The 23,801-nt window shown below is 54.0% G+C and carries 19 protein-coding genes and 2 pseudogenes; 5 read left to right on the top strand and 16 right to left on the bottom strand.

Annotated elements, in window-relative coordinates; all coding sequences use genetic code 11:
- The 4 genes from MUG96_RS21405 to MUG96_RS21390 are packed head-to-tail and all read right to left on the bottom strand — an operon-like array spanning window position 1 to window position 4,372.
- Window positions 1-1,374, bottom strand: coding sequence for a TrbL/VirB6 family protein (locus MUG96_RS21405; protein WP_246989458.1), 1,374 nt, complete (start codon window positions 1,372-1,374; stop codon window positions 1-3).
- Window positions 1,367-2,269 carry a hypothetical protein gene (locus MUG96_RS21400; RefSeq protein WP_246989457.1) on the bottom strand — a complete coding sequence of 301 codons (903 nt, stop codon included), beginning with the start codon at window positions 2,267-2,269 and terminating at the stop codon, window positions 1,367-1,369. The genes MUG96_RS21405 and MUG96_RS21400 overlap by 8 nt, the downstream gene beginning before the upstream one ends.
- Complete coding sequence (locus MUG96_RS21395; protein WP_246989456.1) at window positions 2,269-3,924, bottom strand: DUF8186 domain-containing protein; 1,656 nt, start codon at window positions 3,922-3,924, stop codon at window positions 2,269-2,271. Before MUG96_RS21395 ends, MUG96_RS21400 begins: the two co-directional genes overlap by 1 nt.
- 25 nt (window positions 3,925-3,949) lie before the next feature.
- Window positions 3,950-4,372 carry a hypothetical protein gene (locus MUG96_RS21390; RefSeq protein ID WP_004594540.1) on the bottom strand — a complete coding sequence of 141 codons (423 nt, stop codon included), beginning with the start codon at window positions 4,370-4,372 and terminating at the stop codon, window positions 3,950-3,952.
- Between the two features lie 139 nt (window positions 4,373-4,511).
- On the opposite strand from MUG96_RS21390, the gene MUG96_RS21385 reads away from it, so the two are divergent.
- A complete protein-coding gene (locus tag MUG96_RS21385; protein WP_246989455.1) occupies window positions 4,512-4,715 on the top strand; it encodes a hypothetical protein in 204 nt (67 codons plus the stop codon).
- A gap of 20 nt (window positions 4,716-4,735) precedes the next feature.
- Here the strand turns inward: MUG96_RS21385 and MUG96_RS21380 are convergent, their stop codons facing one another.
- The 6 genes from MUG96_RS21380 to MUG96_RS21355 all read right to left on the bottom strand — a co-directional run bounded on the left by MUG96_RS21380 (window position 4,736) and on the right by MUG96_RS21355 (window position 13,045).
- Window positions 4,736-4,960 (bottom strand): hypothetical protein, encoded by a 225-nt coding sequence (locus MUG96_RS21380; RefSeq protein WP_246989454.1) that lies wholly within the window; start codon window positions 4,958-4,960, stop codon window positions 4,736-4,738.
- 705 nt (window positions 4,961-5,665) lie between these two features.
- Window positions 5,666-5,848, bottom strand: a complete 183-nt coding sequence (gene xseB / locus MUG96_RS21375) for an exodeoxyribonuclease VII small subunit (protein ID WP_092635467.1) — start codon at window positions 5,846-5,848, stop codon at window positions 5,666-5,668.
- 3 nt (window positions 5,849-5,851) lie between these two features.
- Entirely contained in the window at window positions 5,852-6,904 is a 1,053-nt protein-coding gene (gene xseA / locus MUG96_RS21370; RefSeq protein WP_246989453.1) for an exodeoxyribonuclease VII large subunit, read from the bottom strand.
- Window positions 6,905-7,200: 296 nt separating this feature from the next.
- A complete protein-coding gene (locus MUG96_RS21365; protein ID WP_246989452.1) occupies window positions 7,201-9,546 on the bottom strand; it encodes a tetratricopeptide repeat protein in 2,346 nt (781 codons plus the stop codon).
- Between the two features lie 142 nt (window positions 9,547-9,688).
- Window positions 9,689-10,915 (bottom strand): tyrosine-type recombinase/integrase, encoded by a 1,227-nt coding sequence (locus MUG96_RS21360; RefSeq protein WP_246989451.1) that lies wholly within the window; start codon window positions 10,913-10,915, stop codon window positions 9,689-9,691.
- 453 nt (window positions 10,916-11,368) lie between these two features.
- Window positions 11,369-13,045, bottom strand: a complete 1,677-nt coding sequence (locus MUG96_RS21355; RefSeq protein WP_246989450.1) for a transposase — start codon at window positions 13,043-13,045, stop codon at window positions 11,369-11,371.
- A 198-nt stretch (window positions 13,046-13,243) separates the two neighbouring features.
- On the opposite strand from MUG96_RS21355, the pseudogene MUG96_RS21350 reads away from it, so the two are divergent.
- Both MUG96_RS21350 and MUG96_RS21345 read left to right on the top strand, forming a co-directional pair.
- Window positions 13,244-13,837: pseudogene (locus MUG96_RS21350) on the top strand (IS6 family transposase).
- A 141-nt stretch (window positions 13,838-13,978) separates the two neighbouring features.
- Window positions 13,979-14,419 (top strand): annotated as a pseudogene (locus MUG96_RS21345) (transposase); the annotation flags it as partial.
- Window positions 14,420-14,633: 214 nt separating this feature from the next.
- Here MUG96_RS21345 and MUG96_RS21340 read toward each other — a convergent pair.
- The 6 genes from MUG96_RS21340 to MUG96_RS21315 form a co-directional block, all read right to left on the bottom strand.
- Window positions 14,634-15,077: a MaoC family dehydratase gene (locus MUG96_RS21340; RefSeq protein ID WP_246989449.1), complete on the bottom strand. Its 444-nt coding sequence runs from the start codon at window positions 15,075-15,077 to the stop codon at window positions 14,634-14,636.
- A 10-nt stretch (window positions 15,078-15,087) separates the two neighbouring features.
- A complete protein-coding gene (locus tag MUG96_RS21335; RefSeq protein ID WP_246989448.1) occupies window positions 15,088-16,293 on the bottom strand; it encodes an acyl-CoA dehydrogenase family protein in 1,206 nt (401 codons plus the stop codon).
- Window positions 16,294-16,323: 30 nt separating this feature from the next.
- Entirely contained in the window at window positions 16,324-17,973 is a 1,650-nt protein-coding gene (locus MUG96_RS21330; protein ID WP_246989447.1) for a long-chain-fatty-acid--CoA ligase, read from the bottom strand.
- A gap of 148 nt (window positions 17,974-18,121) precedes the next feature.
- Window positions 18,122-19,294, bottom strand: a complete 1,173-nt coding sequence (locus tag MUG96_RS21325; RefSeq protein ID WP_246989446.1) for a thiolase C-terminal domain-containing protein — start codon at window positions 19,292-19,294, stop codon at window positions 18,122-18,124.
- Window positions 19,291-19,725 carry a Zn-ribbon domain-containing OB-fold protein gene (locus MUG96_RS21320; protein WP_246989445.1) on the bottom strand — a complete coding sequence of 145 codons (435 nt, stop codon included), beginning with the start codon at window positions 19,723-19,725 and terminating at the stop codon, window positions 19,291-19,293. The genes MUG96_RS21325 and MUG96_RS21320 overlap by 4 nt, the downstream gene beginning before the upstream one ends.
- Window positions 19,726-20,401: 676 nt before the next feature.
- Complete coding sequence (locus MUG96_RS21315; protein WP_246989444.1) at window positions 20,402-20,581, bottom strand: hypothetical protein; 180 nt, start codon at window positions 20,579-20,581, stop codon at window positions 20,402-20,404.
- Between the two features lie 225 nt (window positions 20,582-20,806).
- On the opposite strand from MUG96_RS21315, the gene MUG96_RS21310 reads away from it, so the two are divergent.
- Both MUG96_RS21310 and MUG96_RS21305 read left to right on the top strand, forming a co-directional pair.
- Window positions 20,807-21,103, top strand: a complete 297-nt coding sequence (locus tag MUG96_RS21310; protein ID WP_246989443.1) for a hypothetical protein — start codon at window positions 20,807-20,809, stop codon at window positions 21,101-21,103.
- Between the two features lie 370 nt (window positions 21,104-21,473).
- Entirely contained in the window at window positions 21,474-23,447 is a 1,974-nt protein-coding gene (locus MUG96_RS21305) for a 3-hydroxyacyl-CoA dehydrogenase/enoyl-CoA hydratase family protein (RefSeq protein WP_255152960.1), read from the top strand.
- Window positions 23,448-23,801 lie beyond the last annotated feature (354 nt).

Below are 23,801 nucleotides of genomic sequence, written 5' to 3'. Positions count from 1 at the left end.
TTAGTGGATGTAGCGTGGCGGGTCATCTGCTGAATCTCGATTCCGGTTTCGAGTCTGGGGGTCCCGGAACGCATCGTCACGATCGAATTCCTCGCCTCCGTCGTTCCCACTACTATCCTCGCTGGTGGTGGAGCCGGCCGTAGAACCATCACTTCCGCCGTCGAGGTCTCCGCCTCCGCTGTTTCCTCCCCCTCCACCACTGCCGTCGCTGATCGCTTCACGGAGGCGAGAGCCAGTCGTATTGAGTCGTTGGCCGGTAGAGTGGGCTCTCGAATCACCAGAGTTCAAGACGTATTGGCCACCGCTCTTGACTGCGGGTTCATCGCGCACTCCTCGAACGAAGTTTCTCCCACCCTGTTTGGCTGATTGGACTTGTTCACGCCCTCTAGACAACCGACTACGGGCCTTCTCAGCAGACATATGTCTGGCCGCCCTGTCGGCGATGAAGAACAACGCTCCGGCCTGCCAGAACAAAACAAACGGAGAGGCAACGGCGAGAAGCGGGATAACGAGTGCCGTCAACCAAGCCCCGAACTCACCAGCTGAGGGGCCGAAACTCGTTCCCAAAATGTCCCCGAGACGGAACAGGAGAGCAACTGGAACCGTCATAAACAGGAAAGGGACGTAGAATCCGGCCAACTTCTTCATGAATTTCGAGACTAGGGCGAACGGTCCGACGCCAGGGATCCAGAATACAATGAGTAGTGGCATCAGGAACACGAATAGGTAGAGTGCCAGCTGTCTCGCGAGGTAAATCAGGCCGATCAACACGAATAGGAGCAAATTCGTTGAGAGAGCGACGACCGTGCCAAGCACGCCCATCCCAGTGAACGACAGCGTCTGGAATAGCGAGATTTCTGACACTGAGGGGACGAGGAACCCAGCTAATGCATCCATCAACCGCAACGATAGCGCTGCGATCCACCACCACGATAGAATACCGAGAAGTCCGGCGAAGGCACGTTTCTTGAGCTTCGAACGGTGGTATCCGTTGAACAAGTGACTCGTCGATTCAAGGAAGATGACAATGCCGATTGAGAGGCCGTACAGCGATAGCGAAAGCGGGATGATCATCTCCCAGTAGTAGTCGTAAATTCCAGGCCACGCTGCGTTCGTGGGCTGATTGAACACCGAATCTGGATGGGGAGTACCCACCACTGTCCGTAAGACTGCATCACCGTGGTTCTCGATGACGGTCTCTATGGGACTGAAGAGTATCTCAAGGAGTTCTTGGATAGCGTTGATGATAATGTCTCCAAGAGCACCGCCATCGCTGCCCCCATCACTTTGAGCTAAAACCGGAGCAGTGCCTGTACTCAGTAGCCCGAAGGAGACGACGATAGAGCGAATTAGGAATCGAACGGGACTACGCATTGTCTCCACCCCCGTCCAGTAGTTCAATCTGGACGTCTTTACACGGGTGTTGGATCGCGCCTTGGTCGTCGATGTGGTATCCACCGGACAGTTCCGCCCGAACCGGTTGCTCAATATCTCCGTGTGGGGTCTGAACAACGACGGTTAATTCTGCAGTATCACTCTCACATGAGACATCGTCGTTGTCATCGATGACGAGAACACCCCGTTGTTTCAGGAATTCCCGTTCAGTACCGGGGCTGAGGAATTCTTCGCTCGCCTCCGGACGCTCGAACGTTGTATCAGCAACGCCGTCTCCTTCGATGACCTCAGGTGCGTTCCGATACGGCGCATTCCGGAAGCCAATATTATACACCCAAGAGGGACCAGTACCGACGTTTTCGACCGTCACAAAGAGCCGACCACTACTGTAGCCATCATCTTCATCGAACTCCGGTTCGACATCGACAATCTGGATATCGGGCCGGATCTCCAGCGACATCGACTCAGATGTCTCGCCCGAAACGGCGACTAACTCGTACTTGCCGGCAGAGTACGTCCCACCAGTCTTGAAGACGATCTGTATTTCGACTCTTGTAGCTCCCTGTGCAACGGTTGACTGTTCGAACGTAGTACCATCTGGACCAATCAGATTGAGTTGGTCGACGTCGTGATCACCAGCCAGCGTCACCACGAGGTTGGGTCCCGCGAAGCTGATTTCCTCAAATACCGAATCTGTAGACGGCGACGTTGAGGACGAATCTGTTGGGGATTCAGTCTGGTTGCCGGGACCATCGGTTCCGGAACACCCTGCTACTCCTGCAAGCAGGGCTGTTCCAAACGAAGCCAAAAGACGGCGTCGACTAATCCACCGTTCCGAATTCCGGTCATGGGATTCTGAATGTTCTCTGATCATTATAGTGACCTCCACGGGGGCCAGATACGCCACCCTGTAATCCGATCAATGAAGAACACTGCAAGGAGGAACAGCGAGACGGGAACGCCGATCCGGAACAGCGTCGACACCAGCTGGAGCACCGAGCCTTGCAGCAAGACGGTATCCGAGTCGCCGGTATAGCCGGGAGGATTGAGCCACCAGTGGCCGGGTTCGTATCGGGCTGAAACACCGCCAGGGGAACGTTCAATCGTCATCCTGACGGTTCCGTTCCCGGTCGTGTTCACCCGCTGCCCGTTGACGACAACGTAGCCGTCCCGTTCGGCGGTGTTGATTGGTGCATCGGTATTCGCGTTCAGGAGCGTAACCCGGACAGTGACCGTATCTTCGGTCTGGTTCACCACCTCTAGGGAGAGGTTGCTCTCGTAGATCTGGATTCGAGCGAACTCATCGGCGGGTCGTTCCGCCTCAACCCCTCTGACCAGACCCCACGCACGGACAGTCTCGGGCTGTTCGTTGGTCGTGGCTCGCGTCGCGATGCCGTAGCTGGCCGTGTACGATTCCGTGAGAACGTCCAGGTGAACGTTCGACGGGAGCGTCGGCGGCGACGTCGACGTCCCGTACACATCCAGTATTGTCACGTTCCGGCGGGGCGACGGCGTCGGCCCCGTCTCGATGGGGTACGCGTTCACCTGGTGTGGATGGAGCGGTGAGTGGGCGGTCCGCTGTCCGTCGTCCGAGCTGTAGACCAGCGTATCCCAGTCCTTGTCTCGGGCTGAGTAGAACCGCCAGACACCTCGGACGTCACCGTTGGGCAACTGGTAGCCGAGCCACGGCTGGTTCTTGTAAACGACGAGGCCGAGATCACCGTTCGGATACTCCGCGATGAACCCTGATACCGCGAGGTCGTACTTCGTGACCTCGATGGAATCGGTTACCGTGACGGTCTCGGTCGGGTATGAAACGGAACTCTCCCAGTTGGTACAATCGCCTTCGTCGTTGTGAGCGGTACAAACTTCGACCTCCTTCCGAAGTCGGACCGAGATGTTCGCCTGGAGCGTGAGCTGATGGTCCTCGCCAGCGTATCCATCCAAGGAGTACGACAGTGCCGGCGTGTGGGAACCACCAGCCGTCGTCTCTTCGTCGCCGTCGACGAGGAGTCTCGTCCCCTCAACCTGATGGCTCTCCAGACTCCAGTAGACGCGTCGATCGCCGGAGGTGTCGTCAGGCGGCACTGCCACCCGGTAATCTACGGTCCCGCGGAGTGTCCCGTCTGGAGCGACGTAAAGCGGCTGTCTGGACGACGAGAGGCGCGCTCGGGTGGACGGCTGAACGGCGAACACCTCAGTATAGGCTTCCTTGATGAACTGGTCGCTGGTGAGGTCCGCATCTGGTGGATGAATCGACACGGAACTGTTGGTGGCCGGGAACTCCTGGTGGTCGCCCCGGTTCCATTGCTCGACCGCCCGTGGTGGTGAATCGAACGGGACATCAGTCCCCTCGCCAAGCTGCTCGACCGCCGACCCGTTACTCAGATTCGCACCGTCGGTCGCACCGTCTTGATCCCCCGACCACAGTTTGTGAAAGGTCTCCTCCGGGACGCCGTGGTCAGTACTATTCGGGGGATGGGCGGCCACTGGAACGGCGGCTGTCGATGCGACGAGGACGGCGGACATGACGAGTGCGAATCCTGGTGCGTAGTTAGAACCCACAACTCGTGCCACCGACCACGATGTTGTTCAGGATGAACTGGACGATCTCCGTCCCGAGGGGGGCGACGATCACGCCCCAGAGCAGGCCCTGATTCCGGACAGATTTCATCTCCTTCTTCCAGTCCGAGCGACGGGTGAACGGGATCGCCACCGTCGCGCCGAGCGCGAGGACGCCGCCGATGAGCGGCCCACCGAACTGGATGATGGTGAAGATGTTCTGGATGGTGTCGGCCATGTTCGAGTCACAGAAGGCGCTCCCTGGATCCGACTGTGCGGCCGCCGTCCCCACGAACAAGATCAGCGGGAGGAGCGCCAGCAGAATCGGGCCGATGGACCTGTGGATGATCCGAATGACGGACGTCGATTCCTCAGTACTGGCCGGCGTCTCGCCGGAGGGGACCTTAGCACACATCGTTTGTGGGAAAGGATAGCACGACCAAAAGAGGTCAGAAAATTTGAATGAATTTGTAGATCTTCAAAGTTCTCCAAGTTCTCTAGAGAAGTTTTCATTCTACTGGGATATATGCGACCGCATAGCTTGGGTCGAACTAATGTCAGACGCAGACACAGCGACCAGCGCCAGTAACTCCAGCTCGGATGTTAGCGACGATGTGGCCCGAATCAATATGCGAATCCCGCGGGACAAATACGAGTGGTTACAGGAAGAACTCGACTCATTCACGAGTGATACAGGCCGATTCCAGTACCTCATCCAGTTCTATTCCGACCACAAAGAAGATGACACCGACTGCTGATCTGCGACCCACAGGGCGACTTAGACCTGCAGCGGAACAACGATGAGAAGCGGGCAATCCTCGCCCTCGAAATAGTACTGCTTTACCGTCGTCGCGTCCTCGAACTCGTCCGCATCCTCGGGAAGGGTGATCGTGCGGGCGCTGCTGTGTTCGTGGATCGAGTAGATGCCGAGTTCGGAGAGGTCCTCGCACTCGGCGGGATCCAGTTCTCTACTGACCGCCTCCAACCACGCTTCAACTGACACGGAGGACCGCTCGTCCGTATCAGTTTCACGGGGGGTACTGCGGGGACTGGCTTGTGCCATGATACATTTGCACATACTTGTGTCTTATCTACTAAATACTGACGGCCAATGACTTTCTTGAAATCTGACTATGTAACTAATGAAGTGTTTGTCTGACGCCGACCGAATACACGTTAAGAAACGCTATTCTGAGGCGTTGAGACACGCTTGGATATCAGCACCAGTCGGAAAAGTCAAAATCACGAGGGGAACGGCGACAAGCGACCACCCGACTGGATCCAACTGTGGAACCGGATTCGACGAGAGATAGGCTCCAATTCCGAGTACGACAATAGGGGTATAGAGGAGAGTCGGCGCGATCGAACCGAGTCGGATAGCGACTGTCGGAGCAGACGGGGCGTAAACGGCGTCGACGTATGGACCACGTCGATTGACACCGAACGAGACTGATTCCGCATAGAGCCTGTGAACGGCGTAGTGTGCGGACTCGTGGAGGATCCACGCCATACCACACGCGAGTAGGTAGACGCCGAATATCAGAACCGTCTTATGGAACATTGGAATTCTCGCCGAACGGTTCGAGATGGGAGCACATCGCAGTTAAGCCTGAAGGGTAGCCGTGGGCAGCGACCTTAACCAACAAGCTCGTGATCAACGGCAGACTGTTGGTTAACGCGGAGAGACAGTCGATACTGTCCCCGTTCCTCATTCGATCTCGATGACCTCGCCCTGGCCTTCGTGGAGTCGCTCGCGGATTTCAGTCAGCAACTCCTGCCCTTCCTCGTACAGCTCACTCCCTTCATCAAGTGATACCTCATCTGCGTCGAGTTGGTCGATAATCTCTTCGATGCGGTTCATCCGACTCCTGATGTCCGAGTCTTTCGCCATCGCTTAGATCACCCCCAGCCAGAGTGCAGTAATGAGCAACAACAGCACTAGGAGCACGACAATTGCAACCTTGTAGTAAACCGGCGACAGACCCTCAGGCGCGGTTGCCTCTTCGACTGCCTCGGCCAGTTCCTGTTCGTGTTCGTGCTCCTGTTCAAACGTCTCGTACGCGGCCTCAATCTGTTGCTCAAGCGGGTCAATGTCGCTAGCCAGAAAGTCATTCCGAGACTTCACGATGTATTCGCCGGCCGCTGTCGGTGTGATCGCGGCCATATCCGCTACCCGATCCGCGATTAGCCGGTCGTCAGTATGGCCAATTGCTGTGACGATCGGGGTGTTCGCGGTGAAGATCGCTTCCGCGACCCGCTCGGTGTTGAACGCCTGGAGGTTCGAATCGCTCCCACCGCCGCGGCCGACGATAATCGAATCGACATCCTCGGAGCGGTCCAGATGGTGAATCCCGTTCGCGATAGACGTTGGGGCCTCTGACCCTTGGACGGTCGCATCCTTCATCAAGATATCGACGGTAGGGTCTTGCTCGTGGATCGCGCTCTGGATGTCGTACCGAGCATCCCCTCGGAGTGAGGTCACAACACCGACCCGTTCCGGGAACGCCGGTGGGCGCTGTTTCTGCTCGTCGTCGAACCAGCCACGCTCTTCGAGTTCGCTTCGCAGTCGCTCGACGGCAGCCGCCTGGTCGCCGTCGCCGACGACGGTCACCTCCCACGGCTTGAGGTCGATTTTCCCACCTTCGACCCAGTAGTCGATATCTCCCTCAAGGATGACTTCGGTCCCGTCGTCGAGGTCGGCGTCCATCTCCCGGTAGCGGTTCGCCCAGATCATGCAGGGGAGCTCGGCGTCGCCGTCGGTGAGCTTGAAGTAAAGCGCCGTACTGTTCTGGTGGAGGTCGGTGACCTCGCCAATACAGCGGACGCCGTTGAGGGCAGGCGTGTCCTCGACGACCGAGGCGATTCGGTCGTTCAGCTGTGACACGCTAAGGACCTCTCCCGCTCCAGGCTCGACCGCCTGCCCTTCAGTATTCGGTGCGTCCGCCATACACGTCTTCTAAAATCTGAGCAGGAACTTCAAAAAGTTACGTCTAGGTGATTTCCAGCTATAATAGCCAAGAGCACGGTTCGCAGGCTGGACCGTCTTCTGATCGTTGCCATCGTCTAAGGCGTCTTCCAGCATTCGCGTTTAGACCATAGTACAAATTGGGTGATACGTCGGAAACCCACGGTACACTCTCATATTGTTTCACTGATTTGGTGACATATCATTCTATATTGCTGCGATATAGTGCATTCACGTGAATCGCCACGCGGTGACTACGAGGAGTAACTAACCGGGAGTCACTGCAGTCCTTGATTTACCAGCGAACGAGAACTGATTATTAGCAGTTCATTTTTTACCGACCCAACTTCGAGTTGATCATCGACTACAGGGTTTACAGCCTTCTCTCCCACCTCTATATCACTAATAATAGACAATCCCGCTTCGGCTGTATTCCAGCTTTCATCCAGATCGTTGGTATTGAACTGTGCGATAGATAATACGAGATGTGCCTTGGCTAACCTGAGCCACTGCTCGTTCTCTCTAAACATCTGGATGGCGCATGCAAGTTCCGCTTTTGCCGCTTCGTATCTCCCGAGCAAATTGAGCGTATCTCCTTTCCCGAAATGTAACTCGCCGAAGCTCCCTCCTTCTGAGATCGCATCCTCATATTTATTCAATCCGTCTTCGAGTTTTCCAGATCCCACGAGTGCCATCGCCAGTCCGTGAAGGATGACTGGGTTATCGGGCCACTCGTCTGCGGCCGCTCGATAGTGTTCTAAGGATTTTTCAACTTCGTGTCTTGACGATAAAAATCTGGCAAAATTGTAGTTCACGCTCGGATTGTCCGGTTCCAATTCCAAGGCCTTTTCAAAGTGGTTTCGCCCCTTCTGTAGGTGTCCAAATTCGCTGTAAGCGACACCACACATATTCCGTACAAAGACCGACTCAGGGGCTAATTCGATAGCTCGCTCAAGATGCGGCTCAATTTGGGAGAAGTCAGGATTTGGTTCAGATCTTACCGCTTGGACGACCCGTATCTGAATTCGGGAGGCACTCTGACTGTCCAGATTAAAGCTCTCCCCATTCCAGTTTAGAATATACTGTCGAAAATCGTTGATGACACTTGGGGGAATATGTTCTATCCCATCTAATTGCGCGTCATGTATTATCAGGAGAAACCCCTCAACATCACTCTCGGGCTCCCCGAGTTCGATCCATTGGGACCTGAGCAACTGAACAAGAGCCTCTTGATAATTTAGTGGATCCCCCTCAAGTACGTTCTCGTAGATGTCTTTTACTGTGGCTAAGGTGGGTGGAATCAAATGATCCCGAAGCAGTTTTATTGAAATCAGCGCCCGCTTCGCCTCCGGTGATTGGTCAACGAGCGATCTATACTGTTGCGCCCAAATTCCCTCTGCGTCGGATGGAAGCTTTTCAATTCGGGCGTCGTTGACACCACCCTGATCTACAAGCCGTTTTACCGCAGACACGGTGTAGTGAGGAGTCGAATCTGTGCTGACGATTTTAGAAACAAGTCTATCGATAAGATATTCGCTCACATCCTCCTCGAAATGATCGCATAAGCTCTCCACAATCAAACGTACTTCGTCGGACTTGAGAGACCGCAGACTAACCTTCTTGAATCCATCCCAGATGTGATCCGGGTTATGTAATATATTGGAACTCGATGAGAAACGCTCTGAACGTATAGTGAAAGCAACATCTAAGCTGGAGCTCTCCTCGAGTTCCGTCCTCATACGAGAGATAACAAGGCGAAGGGGATGATTTCCGTTTGTGGAATGGAGTCGATGGATGTCGTCACAAACGAACAATATATTCCCCTGAAGATGTTTTGCGAGTAGATCCGAAATATCCTCTTCTACGAAGGAATCCTGAAACTCGACAATATAATCCGTGTCTTTTGTTTCGACTATTTTCGATATGATACGCAACAGAGACTCCGTTTTTCCAGAGCCTTTTCTTCCCACAATGAGTATGTTATCGACTCCGATCACATCCTCCAGCTGGGAACGTTCGACGTATTCCGGTGGGCTTGTACCCGGACGATTGATGCTTCTTAGCTGGCTGGACCGAAATCCATCGTCGTGGCAGTTGTGTACCACAAAATGTTTGTTTTCATTATTTGACCTCTGGGTACGGTCAATACTATCAGATATGGCGTTAACTGTACGGAGTATCTCCATATCAACCTCTAACCCGAGTTTGGGTGCGAGTCCCGCTTCGTGAACTTCCAGTAAGAAATTTTGAGATGTTTTGTTTAACGCATCTTCCACGCTTCTCCTGAGAGATTGCTCTAACTCATTTGACCGCTGGTCTGGTGGCACAGCTGTCTCCAAGATAGCGTTGACGACATCATCTACAATATCCCCGCTTTCTTTCCATAAGCTGGACTCTTCGGCGAGATGATCCCGTTTAAATACCGGTTCAAGAGCGATATCTGTAGCAACACCTTCAGGTAGCTGTGAATCAATTTCAGCTCTCAGATTTTTTTCGAACTTAGTATCTATATCATCCATTACTTCAGGATAGTCAGATAATCTCGAACGGACCTCTCGAACCTTGTCCGACGCAAATTCTGAGATAGCGTTGCTGATCACCCCCAGTACGACAGTCTCGAACATTTTGTGTTCATTCAATCCCTAGAAACATATAATCACTAGAGGATCTGGTCCTACTAACATAAACCGTATAGATTGTAGTTCTGTACGATGATAAGAAAAGGATCAATATTTGGAACCACCAATCAACCGAACTCTAACCAGTTTATCCATCGACTTCATTGAGTGCCTCTGTAGCAACGTCGCCAAGCTCACCTGCTTCAATATGCGAATACCGTTCACGGACCATTTCCTCAGAATTATCAAGATACCTAGCTGCTACTGTATACCCAAACGCTCGAACGAGGACTTCACCCACTCCACGACGTCCCCCGTGCGGAGCGAGGTAATCGTGTTTTGGATGGTTGATGTCGATCTCTGCGGCCTCCGAGAGTCGTTGAAGAATCGACCGTGCGCCGTCCGTCGTGATCGACGGCGGCCGAATATCCTCAGCAAGCGCTAGGAGGTGGTCGCGAGCGTAATCTTCACGGCGTTCAGTAATTGCTTCTGGGCGTTCCCCTCGTTCAGTTAGCTCTTCTTGGACGAGCTCTGCGAGAGTCCGCTGGTCGAACGTCGGAAACACAGGCCAGCGCTCCGTCGGCGGGTCCATCAGCTTGCGGTAGCTCCGCAGCGGCGAGATCACCGGGTCGGGAAGGCTGGCAGCGTCCCATTGCTGTTTCTTCCGATAGACGTCCATACTTCCGTCGTCAAGGGAGAGGTCCTCCCAGCGGACGCCGCGCCGGCGCGGGTCGTTCGGATCCCGAAGGAGCTCCCCGACCCGAACGGCGGTGTAGGCGAGGACAAACACCAGAGCCCGGTCACGAGCCGCCTTCAGCGCCGCGTAGCGTGCTCGCTGCTTGTCGAGTGGGTTAGTATCCTCCGGGAGCGTCGTGTATGCCTCAACGGCGTCGCGGGCCCGTTCGTCGACGTGGCGGGTGAGGGTGTGGCGCTGTTCGGACGTCCAGGCCTGCTGGTCGCCAGGCTTGCGACCGTCGTCCTCCGGCAGTGGCGCCATCGCACTCGCCCGCTGCGCGTAGTGCGCCCCGAGATAACCCTCGTTGACACACCAGCCACACCACGCGGAGATATAGCGGTAATAGGTTTGGACGGTGTTCTGCTTGAGGCCACGGTCACCAGCGAGATGCCGGGCGTATTCCCGGAAGACGCGTTCGTCGAGGTCCTCGAAGGTGGAGTCGCGGTCGACGTCGTCGGGGACGATCCCGGTCCAGTCGTCGTTACCCCTATCGCCGGCAGCCCACTCGGCGAACCGCTCGAGCTCACGCGCAGCGTTTCGTCGGTAGTTTCCGCCGTCGCTCCCTCGGCCTTTCCCCTTGTCCAGGAGGTAGCGCTCAAAGCTATCGTCGAGCGGCGTCGAAAGTGCTCGGTCAGACATCCACCAGCCCTCCACCGTCCTGCGAGTCCGGTCTCGGTGCCTCTACCCTGGGGAAAGCGTCGATGTGAGGGGGTTGCAGCATTCGTGCTTCACCGACGGCAGCGGGGTACTTCAAAGTGGTCGTGATTATTGGAGTAATCACGAGCAACCACACTCCCGCCAAAATTCCACGAATTCCCTACAGAGACCCCCCACAGCACTAGGAAAACACGGGAGCTGTGGGGTCATAAATCACATACCGCTATATCGAATGCCAGCCGTTGGAAGTTGAGACTACAGCAGGTATAGCGGGCCTGTAATGCGTGGAATCGGCCGAATCGAAAAGGAGAATCCGCTTCAGATCGCTTTCTGAACGGCCGCTCTTGTTCCACAGGCAACTATTCCAGCGGATTTCGGAGACTCTGGATAGTGTCGCCACTGTGAAGACACGCTATCGCGGAGAGAGTCTCGTTACTATCCGATTCCGGTTTCCTTCTTCACCAGTGTCAGCGTGTTGTCGGCTGTCACAATGGGCGAGTGTTCGTACTCGCCGGTCAACTGTACCTGCACAAGCAAATCAACCGCTCGCCAGATCGAGTACAGGAGACAGGCGAACGCGAAATAGAAGAATCGGAGGCTAAAATTCTTCGAGGTCGTCGCACCCATGAATCGTTTGATCGACTTGTACCCGCTCTCAATCTCCCATCTGTATCCGTACTCAGTAAGGAACCCGCTATTCCGATTCGTCATGAACACCGAGTACTGCCGATGATCGGTGTGCTCGGAATTCTCATTCCGTCGATAGATGAGTGTCGTTGAATGCCATTCGTTGTCGCCGAGATGCAATTTCCGATCTGTCTCGTACCGGTCCTTGTTGCGCTTGAGAAGTCGTTTCGCCTGGGCTTTCTCACTCGTCTGCATCCGCTTGGGCACCACGTAGGAGAGCCCGCGCTGGCTGAGCATCTCCAGGATGTGCTGGCTGTCGAACTCACGGTCCATCAGCACGTTATCGACATGAACGAGGTTCTCTGCAGAGTCCAAGAGGTTCTCGACGATCTCCATGCGCGTATATCCTTTGCGCACTGGCCGCGCGTCTAACACGATTGGGACAGCATTCCCGACCAGCTGGACTGTCGCCCACTGGTAGGCGTACTCATCGGTTTTCTCCTTCGTGCCGATAATTTCGTCCTCATGCCCGGTTCGATCTCCTGTGAACGGGTCTGATTCAGTGATATTGATCGCGACGATGCCAGCCCGGAACAACTCCTCAGTCTCTGCGATACGATCTAAGAGGCGACTCACGGCTTGGCGGTACATTTCACGTATTTGCCTGATCGAAAGATCCCGGAGATGCTCGCGATGAGCATGACCGAGTGGTGTTCGCTCCCGATTGGACTCGTGGATGAAGCTCCGAGCGCCTTCGTTGACAGCCAAGTTCTCTCGAAGCCTCAGATAGGTCTGGAGGTCCCAGTAAGCGTTCTCGTGGATTTCACAGCCCTCGCCTCGGTCCAGTGAGAACGCTGGGAAAGCGACACGGCTAACATTCTCAGTGACTGTTTCGGCCTGCTCTAATACGGTCTGATCATCGGGGTCCGGTTCCGTACGCTCGTCACCGTGTCTGCGGCTCTGCCGTTCAGGTTCGCACGGGACTGAGATACCAGCATTCTGTGCTTTGATGAGGATTGTTCGAGCCGCGGTCTCGACGGTATCTTGGAGATCAGTAGTGAAGCGGTGGTGCCAGCTGCGCCACAGGGTTGACTGATCGGGTACTGACTGCAGGCCAATCTGTTCGCAGAGCTCGGGATGCTGGGTGAGGTATTCGACGAGGGCAGTCTCGTGGTCCCAGCCATAGCATTCTTTCAGCAGGAATAGGCGAAATAGTGTCTCCATTTCGTAGCTCGTTGACCCTGCGTATCGGTCGTGGGCATCGAATCGGACATATGCGAGTGGGAGTGTGGAGACGAACGGTTCGACCGTCTCGTGCGCCTCCTGTTGGAACCAGGTTTCCGCGACGATACGAACGTCTGTTTCTACTGCGGCGAGTGATGAGCGGTCGAACAGTGGCGTGGACTCGTACGCAGGCCAGTCGGTGAAGGGCTGTTGGGCGATTTGTCGAAAGACAGTGCGGCGAGATTTACGTGTTGGAGCCACGGAGGGACGGTGGCAACGACGTAGTCAAGTATTCATCTAACTGCTCGATACAGGATCCCGGCTATTCGCTTCTTAGAGACTGACTATAGAGGTACATGGGAAGGCCAATGAGGCACTGTTGAGTTAAGGTCTGGAGAACGAAGCGGTCGAAATTTGTGGTGCCTATGCCAGAAATCGTCCGGCAAGGGAGGCTAGCGGCTGCATCGAATTAGATTTTGTGAGGCTGAAGCGACACCGCAACCGTTGATGCGGCTCAGTATCCACCTTCACGCGGCTGAATTGTCACTCTCATATACTGTTGGTGTTATCGATTGTCTTGGTGTCCAACGCGCTCGATCCACTGTTCATAACTAGGTACAGAAAGCCGATTTACAGCCCCGTGACGGCAAGAACCCGAATCACGTTGCGGTCGACGAAACCGTGATTCAACTCAACGGTCAACAATTTTGGCTGTACGCCGCGGTCGATCCCGAAACAAACGAATTGCTGCACGTGCGTCTGTTTCCGACGCGAACCATCGTCCTGACAAAGCAGTTCCTGCAGGAACTCCAAGAGAAACACGACATCGCTGATGCCGTGTTTCTCGTTGATGGTGCACCGTGGTTACAAACCGTGCTATTCAAGGAAACTCCGATCTCAGCATGTCACCCATGGAAATCGGAGTACTGTCGAACGTGTTTTCAAAGAGGTAAATCTACGAACCGAACAGTTTACGAATCATTTCCGACACCCCTCAGCCGAATCGGCCTATGGTTTCAAACATTCGCATTCGCGTGGAACCAACTAATCTGAACAACGCTTGCCCTGTTGAACGCAAGACAGCGTCGGGGTAGGGTCAGTTTCTACAGACTCACAGCGTCAAAGACGAGTTTTTGAACTCACTCAGCTTTGCACGTTGAAGTAGGAGCATAACATAGGCGGTAGCAAAGACGGATAATGCCGATTACGGACTTCCTGTCGTGTACGCGCGTGTTCGACGAGTTCGAGTCGCTGTCACCAGCACAACGCCGTCACGCGAAAACCTACGCCACCGGTCTTGTTGCGGCCAGCGACAAGACCGTGGCGGGTATCGCACGCGAAGGCCTTCCGGCCAACAGCAAATGCGCCCTTAACAAGTTCCTCACCGAATACAACTGGGATGAACAGCAATTCAACCACGAACGCCTCGAAGAACTCCAAAAACACGGTGAAACGCGCTGGTCGAAGGATGGTTACATCATCCTTGACGACACCTTCACCGAGAAAGCCGGGGACGAAGTCCCCCGCATTGGCCGCTTCTACGATCACGCTGAAGGTGATACTGTCTGGGGCCAAGACCTCATCTACGCCTTCTACGCTGACGACAAAACAGTCTATCCGCTTCGAGCGAACCTCGAACATTCCCTGAAGGAAGCAGTGTACAACCTTCTCTCGTGGGTTCGAGACAACGATGATTGTGGCCCTTATGGAAGAGATCGACCACCTCTTCGTTCACTCAACCGCCGACGCTAACGTGCAAAGCTGAGTATAGGACCGCTAAACCGTATTTTGACGAGTGTCTAAACAACCCCGTCCTTCAGAATAGAACGGTGGACCAACCATGCTATTCCTATTGCCGTTCTACTAGAACATTATTGGTTACCCGAAGGACAACGGAGTCGTGTTGATTAACGACCTTCCGCATAATCGTCACGAGTCCTCGGGAAGGATTGGATTTTGATGGGCGCTTCTCAAGGATTTCAAGTGTCGTGGAAAGTATATCTCCGGGACGAACAGGATTCGGGAACTCTGCTTCGTCAAAACCGACGCTCCCCAGCAGGTGGCTTTCTCGAAAGAAACTATCGACAACCTGTTTCTGGGAGAGTGCAAAGGTTTGCAGTCCACTGGCGATTACGCCATTAAACGGCGTTTTCGCTGCTGCCTCTTCGTCAATATGGAACGGAAGCGGATCGTATTTCTGCCCGAACTCAAGGATTTCCTGCTTGGTGACTTCGACATCATCGGTTTTGTGAGTTTCGCCGACGATGAAATCGTCGTAATATTTATAATCCATCTTATTTTGTCTATAGGAGATCATTTTGCTTAGCGATCGTGTTGAGTTGGATCTCGTCAGTTCCTTCTACGATCCGAAGCACTCTAGCTAGATGGAGATGATCAACAAATGGATTGTCCTCTGATAGGCCGTTTGCGCCGTGAATCTGGACCGCGTTGTCCGCAATTTCCCAGAAAGCGTTAGTCGCGAACCAATGGAAGATCGAGACATCCTCAACGATGTCATTACCCTGATCCAGATTCCATGCAGTTCGTAGGCCCCCAGCGTCTGCCATATACGTTTTTGCACGTCCTCGTGCATACATGCTTGACACCTGCTGGAATGACCCGATGGACTCCCCGAACGCCTCACGTTCCCGTGCATACTCCCTGCTCTTCTCAAGCAGATACTGCGAGTAGCCAACAGCTTCTGCTCCGAGTTCGAGTCGACCCATCGTCAATAGTTCCATTGCATCTCGAAATGCGCCATGCTTGGGGCCAAGAACGCGTGATTCAGATACGGCAACGTCGTCCAGAAGGATTTCGGCTTGCCAACCCTCCAAGCCAATAGCGTTGTTGACTGATCCGACTTCGAACTCGTCGCGTTCGACGATGAAACAAGTGATACCATCGTATCGCCGATCGACCTCCGCCAGCGGCTTTGTCCGAGCCAGCACAAGGGCGAAATCGCAGAATGCCGCGTTCGTAATCCACTGCTTTCGGCCGTTGATTATCCATTCGTCGCCGTTCTTTTCAGCTTCGGTCGACATCGAGGGTGAGTCAGAACCGACATCGGGTTCAGTTTGACCGAATGCAGTCGATTTCTTACCACGCACGACTGGCTTGAGGTACCGTTCGACCTGTTCACCCTCAGCAAGACCCAATAGCGCATTTGGCCCCTCCGGCCCCTTGAGGACATGCTCAGAGAGCCCTCGTCCCTTCGAAGCGACGTGGCGCTTCACTGCGTACCACGTTATTTTTGAGACCCCTTGGCCACCAACCTCTTCGGGCATATGCATGGCGTAAAACCCCGCCTCACCACTCTTTTGACGAATACTCTGAATCGCTTCGAGTATCTCCTCGGTGGGTTGACCGTTTGCTCGTCGACCCAAGGTGGGATTGTTAAGTTTCGATTCAAGGCCACTCGCTAAGGGGGCGACCTCACGCTCAATAAACTCATCAAGGCTGTTCAATACGAGCTGCGTCTCTTCGTCAACGTCGAAATTAATGCCTGTCATATCCCTGTTTGAATGTCGTCTAAGATGCTGTCAATCGAGATATCGACCTTCGTACTCTTCGCGGATTACTTTCTTGTTGTTTTTCCCCACACTTGTTTTTGGAATTTCATCGGTAAACTCAATTTCATCGGGGAGCTGCCAGTCGGCGAACCGCTGGGAAAGAATTTCATCGAGTTCTTCACGATTGAAATCGTCTTCGACCTCAACAAGTGCGAATGGGCGCTCTTCCCATTCCGGATGTTCAAGGCCAACAACGCACGCGTCTCTGACATTCGGGTGTTCGATGAGGAGGTTTTCCATGTCGACAGACGAAATCCATTCCCCACCGCTTTTAATAACATCCTTGATACGGTCAGTAATCTTTAGATATCCTTCCTTATCGATTACCCCGGCGTCGCCGCTTTCCCAGAACCCATCGTCAGTGAACGAATGTTCCGTTCGGTCGTCGTCATAGTAACTGCTTGTCACCCATGGACCACGGATGAGAATTTCTCCGGCGGATTCACCGTCGTGTGGCAGTTCCTCGCCTGTGGTAGGATCGACTATTTTCATCTCGATACCCGGGACAGTCAGTCCCTGCTTGCGCCGCATATCGAGCTTTTCTTCCTCAGAGAGGTCTTCTTCAAGCGACGGCTTGATGAAGTTCATCGTTACCAGCGGGGTCGTCTCAGTTGCGCCATATGCATGGACGATCTCTGCCCCCGTGAGTTCTTTGTATCCCTGCATCATGTCCAGCGGCGGCTCTGTTGCTCCAGACATCATCTGTAGATCGTTCCAGTTCGGGATATCGTCGAGATCTCGAATGTAATCGAGCATCGGCATAAAAATAGCTGGTGCCCCGTTTGTTACGGTCGCGTCCTCGTCACGGATGAGATCAACCAGCGGTTCGGGATTTTCCGCCTGATATCGGCCCGGGAACGCGAGCTTTGCGCCAGCGTACGTCGCAGCGTAGGCCAGTCCCCAGCCCTGTCCATGGAACATCGGCGTGATTTGAGCGACTGAGTCCTCATGTGAGATACCGACGGAGTTCGCCAACTGCATCGTGTGTAGGTAGATGTTCCGGTGGGAATAGTACACTCCTTTGGGACGCCCCGTCGTTCCAGTCGTGTAGCAGGCACTGTATGCCGATGTTTCGTCGATGTATGGCCAATCGTACTCCGGCTCCGCCTCAGTTAATATATCTTCATAGGAGAACGTCGGCTCGAGATCGGTTTCGACCTCGTCGAGATCGTTATCAGTCATGACGACGAATCCCTCTATGGAACTGACCTCGTGGGCGACACCTTCAGCGACTTCCAGAAGGGATTCGTCGACCACTAAGAATCGCGGTTCCGAGTGATTTAACACATACTGTAGTTGATCTGAATGCAGTCGGAGATTGAGCTGAAGGAAAACGGCACCGGTTCCGGGAATACCGAAATAGCATTCATAGTGACGGTGATCATTCCACGCAAGTACACCTACGCGATCTCCGGCCTCAACACCCAACTCTTCGAGGGCATTGGCCAAGCGCTGCATCCGTTCGTACGCCTCTCCGTAGGTGTACCGGAACTGGTCTTCACCTGTCCCTGAGACGATTTCCCGATCAGGAACGTTTCGTGCTGCCGCCTCGATGAATCTTGTCGTGTTGAGCGGATATTCGTCTCCACTAGTCGATGGGAATCCATCTATGACCTCCATGAATTCTTGTTATGTGCCCCCATATATATAGGTTCGGGGTAACAACCTATTCTGCTGTTGCCGATTGGGAAACAATTTTCAGAGGTGTCTACCGACAGATCTTCAGATAGGAAGGTGAAACCGAATATCTAGTAAAAACGAAAAAAGTTCAGCGGTTACTGAGGATCGTTACTGTCGATACGCCGCCTTCACCTACAAGTGCGCCACCCGAGTTCTGGGCTAATCCAATAGACGGATTTTCAACCTGCCGGGCTCCCGCCTCGCCACGGAGTTGCCAGACGAGTTCACAGATCTGGGCCACCCCCGTTGCTCCCACGGGATGACCGCGTGACTTGAGTCCACCACTTGGATTAACCGGAGTACGACCATCGAGCATAACGTCACCACTCCGGACGAGTGAAGCACCTTCCCCTTGATCCGCTAACCCGAGTCCTTCATAATGCATTAGCTCGCCGATGGTAGCCGCATCATGAACTTCGACAACATCCAGATCATCCGGGCCGATACCAGCCTCACTGTAGGCCTTTTGGGCCACGCGTTCGTCAAGTTCTTCACGCCAGAATTCGACCTCCTCAAGGTAATTGCCGCTCAACATTTCGGCAGCATCGACGTAGATTGGTTCTTCAACCAACTCTTCGGCGATTTCGGTGCGTGCGATGACTGCTGCTGCTGCTCCATCTGACATTGGACAGGCATCAAGCAGCCGGATAGGATCGGAGATTGGGCGGGATTCAAGGATGTCGTCGCGGTCAACGTTGAGCTGAAGATGTGCCCGTGGATTTTTAAGCCCATTGTCATGATTTTTGACCGCGATGTCGGCCAATTCCTCGCGTACATTACCGAACTGATTCATGTAGGCGTTAGCGCGCATCCCGTAGAGACCCATGAACGTCATCCCCATTGCACCCTCAACTTCTGCGTCCGCCGCACCAGCCATATCTTTGAGAGCAACCTCCGTCGGGACACCAGTCATTTTCTCAACACCCATAGCGAGCACGATATCGGATTCGCCTGATTGAACTCTCTTATAGGCCTCTTGGAATGCACAGGTTGAGCTGGCACACGCGTTCTCAACTCGGATGATCGGGATACCTGTTACCCCTACTTCTCGGAGTATTGCTTGGCCAATAACACTGGTTTGATCCTGAGCAGTAGTAGCGACATTACCGATATACGCTTCCTCGATATCATCTGGTTCAACGCTCGAAGACAAGAGCGCTTCACGAACGGCTCTGCTCCCAAACTCAGTTACGCGCTGTCCCTCCAGTTCGCCGAAGTCGGACTGACCGACGTTGACGACAGCTACTTCGTTTTCAGTCATTGTTCTTCCTCCATGGGGCGGAACATATGGCCAAACAACGGTTCACCGGTCTCCGTATCTGTCTTGATTTTTTCAAGTACCAGTTCCACTTGGTCGCCAACTTCGAGTGATCTTTCTTTCCACTCGGTGAAACGGGAGTAAATCTGTACGTTTTCCAGGTTCACAAAGCCGAATGCGTACGGCGGTTCGATTCCTTCTTGACCAGTATGTGCGACGGTGTAGGTCTCGAGTTGTCCTGTTCGTGCAAGTTCGACATCAGAGACGTTGTCCGAAAGACAATTGCGGCAAAACGGCCGAGATGGAAAGACAACGTACTCGCACTCGGAACATTCGGTCCCTATCAGCACTGGATTGTCATCGGCGGCAATACGAATCGACCCGTCAACGACGAGTCCCGACGACTCATTATAGTCGGGATGCACTTGTCGCATACGCTCCCAAATTGATGCTGTGCATATAAGTGTTTGGCCGGTAATGCGGTGGTGCAGTATCCATTGGGGGAACGCGCAGTCGCCCTGTTTCTGCTCGTTTCGGGACGCTATGCTGCTCCTTTCGAGAGACCGTGCTGACGAGACGGGCCAGTCGGTGACGCCGACTGGCTCATCACATCCTCGCAGGTGAAGTTCCCAAATCATTGGGTGAAACTTACCTGAGGACGCCTATTGCGGAACAAATCGTACATCGCGTGGAGCGCGAGTAGAGCCGTACGCACGTTTGGTACCGCGTGTACGGCGTTCGGAGTCCCGTATTTCAACCGCCAGTTGCTGCCCTCAATCGCATTTGTACTGACCAGACCACTAAACGTCTCGATCTTTTCGTCCCACAACGCCGGGTACTTCTCGCGGAAGACCATGACTCATTCCGCGTACAACTCTTCTTACACTACCGGGAGATAGCTGTGGTACTTCTGAACCTCTTGACAGCTCTGGGGGCTACGACAGCCCGTCCGATTATACGAACTGTCGCAACTCGTGGACGAGACACGACTCTTTGTGCGCAACCGTGTCGTTGTAGCTAGATTCACCACTGGCAATCCATTAGTCAACTCCCTCAAGTGGAGGCGACAAGCATGGCTGTGAGCAGCCACGCGAAGTCGGTGTTACGACACTAGAGGCTGGCGATACAGCCCAGTTGCGGGAGATAGCTGCCGGCGACGCAGAAGCCGTTGCCGGACGGCTTCTTCGGCTCTCCGGGTGTCTTTTGCTTGGCGTGCTCCTCGCGCGATGGCTTCTTCGCTCCCTTCTTAGCCAGGGTAGTCTCGTCCGCAACCCCGACGATACCGACCACGTCTTCGGCGGCCAGTTCGTCGGCATACTACTCACAGAATTCCACAGCGGTTTCCGTTCCAAACAGAAGCGAGAGGAAATTCAGCGAGAGTGGTTCGTCGGCGACCGTCACCCTATCGATGTAGGAAACATTTTGAGAAATTGTCGTTTTGAGTTGGTGAGTGTAAGTCGTTAACGTTGCGTTACGGGCACGGTTCCTCAAGATCATGTCTGAGTTACTACCGTGATGGTCGTTGACTCGGCCACTAAACAGTTCAGCGTACCGCTGGATTGTATCCCGGTCAACCTGGATGCCGTAGTGGATGTGGGGAATCCGTTTACTCCGGTTGAACAGATTCTCCGAGGCATGGTAGAGCCAGAGGTCGACGATTGGTTTGCAGTAGAGACAGTCCTCGTAGAACCGTTCGGACATCTCTGCGTCGACCCGTTTCTCGTACTGCTTGCACCAGTATCGCTGGATGGTAACCGTTACGTCCTCAAAGCCGTCCTCAGTGATGAGGACGGCGAAGCGCCGTGGGCGTGAATCATGTTTGCGGTAATCGCTTCCCCTGTAGTGTGGACAGGGACGCGGCTTGGCCAGCTGCGTCCCTTCGTAGCTTCGTATCCCGTCGTGAATCGAGTGGGTTAGCGGTAATGACACTAGCGCGTCGAGTCCTCTTCTCTGCCGGCTGTTTCATGCCCTCTAGAAGCCCACCGAAGATCGCACTTTCCACTACATCACCAGCAGCACCCGGTAGTACCTCGAATGAGATTAAACCACTAGAACGTGATTTTCCTATGGTATTGTGAGAGGCCTCGGAAGAGCAATAGAGCCAACCAATGACCGATGAAGCATTAGAGACTAGGGAAAATTATAACAAGGCCGGCGGAGACATCTTAATCACGGTGAAAAAATGAGTGCGTCACTAACCGAAAGTGTAGAGACTGTGACTGTCGTCGGAGGCGGAACAATGGGCCATGGTATCGCTCAAACCTTTGCGATGTCTGGATACGACGTTACGATTATCGACATCGACGAGGACGTCTTGCAAACCGCTCTCGAAAAAATCGAAGGAAGTCTCGAGAAACTCACTGAGGATCCGGATGCCGTATTAGCACAGATCGAGACGACGACATCAGAGGAAGAAGCCTACGGTGATGCCGATCTTGTCGTCGAAGCAGTGCCTGAGAACATCGACTTGAAACAGGATGTTTTTGGTACGATCGATAACCACGCACCGGAAAGAACGATTCTAGCGACCAATACTAGTACTCTCCCGATCACCGAAATTGCGTCCGCGACGGATCGACCGAGCAAGGTCGTCGGCCTGCATTTTTCCAATCCCGTTCAGCTTATGGACATCGTCGAGGTTATCCGGGGTAAGGAAACGGCCAACGATATATTTGAGGCGGCTGAAACAATCAGCGAGGCGATTGGCAAGACCCCAGTACTCGTTGAGAAGGATATCCCTGGATTCCTTATCAATCGGATCAATCTCCGATTCTGGCTTGAGGCAGTTCGTCAGGTTGACCAAGAGGGGCGAGACAGGAAAACAATAGACGCCGCGATCCGGCGAATCGGCCTTCCAATGGGGCCGTTCGAGGTTCTCGACTTCAGTGGTATAGATGTCGCTACCATGGCTGCCCACTCGATGCAAGATCGAGGGGTCGACCTGCACATCCCCGATCTGCTTGAAAAAAAGGAGGAGGCCGAGAATTACGGTATGAAGACCGGTGAGGGTTTCTACACCTATCCAGAACCAGGGGAGTACTCACGTGTTGAGATTCCACAGGAGCGTCGCAATGACTTCGATCCGAAACATCTCGTCGCGCCTGCTGTTAACGAAGCGGCGTGGATGCTGGCGAACGACGTGACCACGAAGTCAGAGATCGACAAGGCGATGCAAATCGGAATGAACTGGCCGCGAGGCCTCCTCGAGATGGCTGACGAGTACGGGATTGACCGACTTGTCGAGACGCTGGAAGAATTGCATGCCCGGTCGGGTTGGGATGAGTATGAACCCAACCCATCCCTTCGTGAATTGGTGGCGAACGAGGAACTCGGGCAGAAGACAGGAACCGGCTTCTACGAGTGGGAATACGAGCAGGCGGAGTTCGAGACGGTTAGATATGAGCGACGCGAATACGCTGCATGGATCACGCTCAACAGACCAGATCGACTCAACGCGCTTGACAAGTCGAGCTGGAACGGTCTGAAGGCCGCTCTCGAGAAGGCAGCGAATGACGACGAAGTGCGAGCGACAGTTCTGCAGGGAGCAGGACGAGCATTCTGTGCTGGCGACGACATCGCGGAGATCCAAAGCCTTGAGTCGACAGAGGACGCCAGGGAAATGTTCGAAGAGGTCCTAGGCCCGACGGTACAAACGGTTCGCAATCATCCGAAACCGATAATTGCGGCAGTTGAGGGAGCTGCTAACGGCGGGGGGTGTGAGCTCGTTCTACTTTGCGATCTTGCAGTCGCCTCTACGAACAGTAGCTTCGCGCTTCCAGAAGGACAGATCGGGGCGCTCCCGCCAATCGGACTCACATACGGTCGGATGAGTCTCGGAAAGAAAGAGATCATGGAAATGTCGTTGACAGGCGATCAATTCACCGCTACTGAAGCGGAATCGATGGGAATCGTCAATTACGCAGTTGATGAAACGCAGGTAGAAGATATCGTTCGTGAACTCGCTCATTCGACGACTGCATCGGGACCGAAGTCTATTAGCGAAATGAAAGACCTATGGACAGGGATGGAAGACGATCTGCTGGAAACGTGGTTTGACGAGGCGATGGACCGACTCGTCAAACGGACGCAGTCGGAAGAAGCTGAGAAGGGACTCGCGGCGTTTCTCGAAAAACGCGAAGCGGACTGGAAGCGATAGAGAGGCCCCGACGGAACTGCACGAATATTGACTGGTGGATACTAACGAATTCGGTCCCGGTGAATCGCTGGATAGCGTCGGTTTCTACCGTTAGAACTAGGGAGATAAAGCGGGAAACCGCCGATGATTATGTCAAAGATCCCCCGCTTCACGAAAAATATACGGAAAGTTCCGCGAACTCGACCTGATATGTACGGTTCACAACATCAGGCAGGCGGTGGCATAGTGAAATTAAACTACGTCCGACGATTCATCACAGCCATTTTAACTAATACCACAGGGGGTGGATTGAATACCGCATCAGGTCGCACCCCCTTCGTATTACTAAAGACTAATTTGCGCATCGTCTGATGG

The sequence above is a fragment of the Halorientalis marina genome, from assembly GCF_023028345.1.
Taxonomy (GTDB): domain Archaea; phylum Halobacteriota; class Halobacteria; order Halobacteriales; family Haloarculaceae; genus Halorientalis; species Halorientalis marina.
Note: the sequence above shows the minus strand (reverse complement) of the source record. Positions and strands in the feature narration are given on the sequence as shown.